Source organism: Tissierellales bacterium (assembly GCA_035301805.1).
Classification (GTDB): domain Bacteria; phylum Bacillota; class Clostridia; order Tissierellales; family DATGTQ01; genus DATGTQ01.
The window spans coordinates 1-2,659 of record DATGTQ010000160.1; the positions used below are offsets into that span (position 1 = coordinate 1).

At 31.2% G+C, this 2,659-nt stretch carries 2 protein-coding genes; both read right to left on the reverse strand.

Features of this window, described 5'->3' with window-relative positions; all coding sequences use genetic code 11:
• On the reverse strand, positions 1 to 926 hold a 926-nt coding region (locus VK071_08180; protein HLR35286.1), incomplete at its 3' end, for a mannitol-1-phosphate 5-dehydrogenase.
• A 34-nt stretch (positions 927 to 960) separates the two neighbouring features.
• The coding region (locus VK071_08185) for a PTS mannitol transporter subunit IICBA (protein ID HLR35287.1) at positions 961 to 2,659 on the reverse strand (1,699 nt) is incomplete at its 5' end.

Here is a 2,659-nt window from a genome sequence, read left to right on the forward strand (position 1 = left end):
ATTAATCTATCATTATTCCCTAATTTTCTCAAAGGTTGTCTTCCTACCCTTATTACTTCATCTCTTAGATATGGATTTTTAAACCTTGATAAGATTTTTTCCATATATTGTTCATGTTTCTCCCTATTAAATCCATATCTCTCTATTAAAACCTCTCCACTTTCACTCATCGCAGCTAGTACTATCTTTTGAATATATGGATCTTCAATACTTTCTTGTATAGTTTTGTATCCATTTAAATATCCTAAATATGCAGTTATAGCATGTCCAGTATTTAACGTGAACAGCTTTCTTTCTATATAAGCTATTAAATTATTAGTACATTCCATCCCCTTTATTTCAGGAATATCCCCCTTAAACCTTGTTTCGTCTACAATCCATTCACTGAATTCCTCTACTGCCACATGGAGAATATTTTCTCCTCTATTTTCTAATGGTGGAACAATTCTGTCTACTGCAGAGTTTACAAATCCAATATGTGAATTCATGAATTCTATTTCCTTATCATTTAAATGTTTTTCAACCTGTTCTTTTAAATAATCTGCTGCACCAACCATATTTTCACAAGGGATAATATTCATATAATTATTATTTTTACTCTGATATCTTTTTTGAATACCTAATGCTATTGTAGGGGCTATTTTATCTAAAACATTAGGTCCAATTGCTGTTGTTATTAAATTTACTTCATTCATTTCCTCAATTAATTTTTCCTCAAGAGATGATATAGCAGAAATATTTTTAATATATTCTTTTCGAACCTTTTCCCCTACTATTTCAACTAAATACTTTTTATCTTCATTTATAGCATTAACAATATCCTGATTAATATCTGTAAATATTACATGATAATTGGAGGAGAATAATAGGGACCCTATAAATCCTCTCCCAATATTACCTGCCCCAAATTGTATAGCCTTTTTCATAGCTATTCCTCCTAACTGTACTATTTAGCTTCCACTAATCTCTATTTACAATAATGTTATATACATCTTCAATATTTTTTGCATTAATTAGCTCATTTACTATTTTCTCATCCTCTAATAAAGTGGCTAGGTTGGACAATATACTTAAGTGTTCATTATCTTTTCCTGCAATACCAATTACTAAATGAACAATTTGACCATCTCCATAATCAATACCTTCTGGATATTGTAATACAGCTATTCCAGATTTTATTATTTCATCTTTAGAATTTTTATCTCCATGGGGAATTGCCACACCATTTCCTATATAAGTTGACATTATTCCTTCTCTCCTATGCATAGACTTTATATATCCAGGTTTCACATAATTACTTTCTACTAATAATTTACCTACTAAATCTATTGCATCTTCTCTGTTACTACTATCTAATCCAAGAATAATATTCTCTTGTAATAATATATTATCTGATACAGTCTTATCTTTTTGTTTTCTTTCTTCATTATTATTTAATTTTCCTCTTTTTATTAATTCCCCTATTAACTTTTCATAAACAGAAGTAGCTAGAAAATCATCTATGGAAATATGCCTTTTATCTGGGGCTTTTTCCTTTGCCCTTTCTGTTAAATTTTTATGAGTTATTATAATATCACCATCTTTTGGAATATCCTCGATAGCACAGTTGACAATAGGTATATCTAATCCAGCTTTTTTAACCTTATCTCTTAAAAGGCTGGCACCCATAGCACTAGAACCCATTCCCGCATCACATGCAAATACAATTTTTCTTATTTCTCCTTCTATCTCAATACTTTCCTCTTTTTTATTCTTCAATTCTTTCATTTTTACTGTTGCTTTCTCTAGCTCTTCATCATTTAATTCTTTACTAGAAGATTTAACAAATATAGATGCTACTAAGAAAGATACTGCAGTTGATACTAATACTCCTAAGGATACCCCTACAAAAGAACCTTTAGGTGTCATTGCAAACAGTGCAACTATACTTCCTGGTGAAGGTGTAGCTACTAGACCTGCATTAAATAGATCAAAAATAAATACTCCACTTGCCCCTCCTGCAATAATTGCAAGAATCAAAGCCGGATTCATTAAGACATATGGGAAATATATTTCATGTATTCCCCCTAAAAAGTGTATAATTATAGCACTTGGCGTAGATTGCTTAATAGTTTTTTTACCAAATGCCAAGTAAGCTAATAAAACACCCAATCCTGGACCAGGATTTGTTTCAAGAAGAAAGAATATAGATTTTCCTATTTCCTTAGTTTCTTGAACCCCTATTGGCCCTAATACACCATGGTTAATTGCATTATTTAAGAATAATATTTTAGCTGGTTCTATTATTACTGAAGAAAGTGGTAAAAGTCCTACATTTACAATGAATTCTACCGCTTTACCTAATGCAATACTTAAACCTGACACTAATGGCCCTATAGCTAAATAAGCAAGCATTGCCATTAACATTCCTATAATCCCTGCTGAGAAATTATTAACTAACATTTCAAATCCAGTTTTTACTTTGCCCTCTATTAGTTCATCAAATTTCTTTATTGCAAAACCTCCTAAAGGCCCCATAACCATTGCCCCTAAAAACATAGGAATATCTGCTCCAACTATTACTCCCATAGTTGATATAGCACCAATTACTCCACCTCTTTTGCCACCGACCATATTACCTCCTGTATAACCTATTAATAATGGGAGTAAATAGGTTATC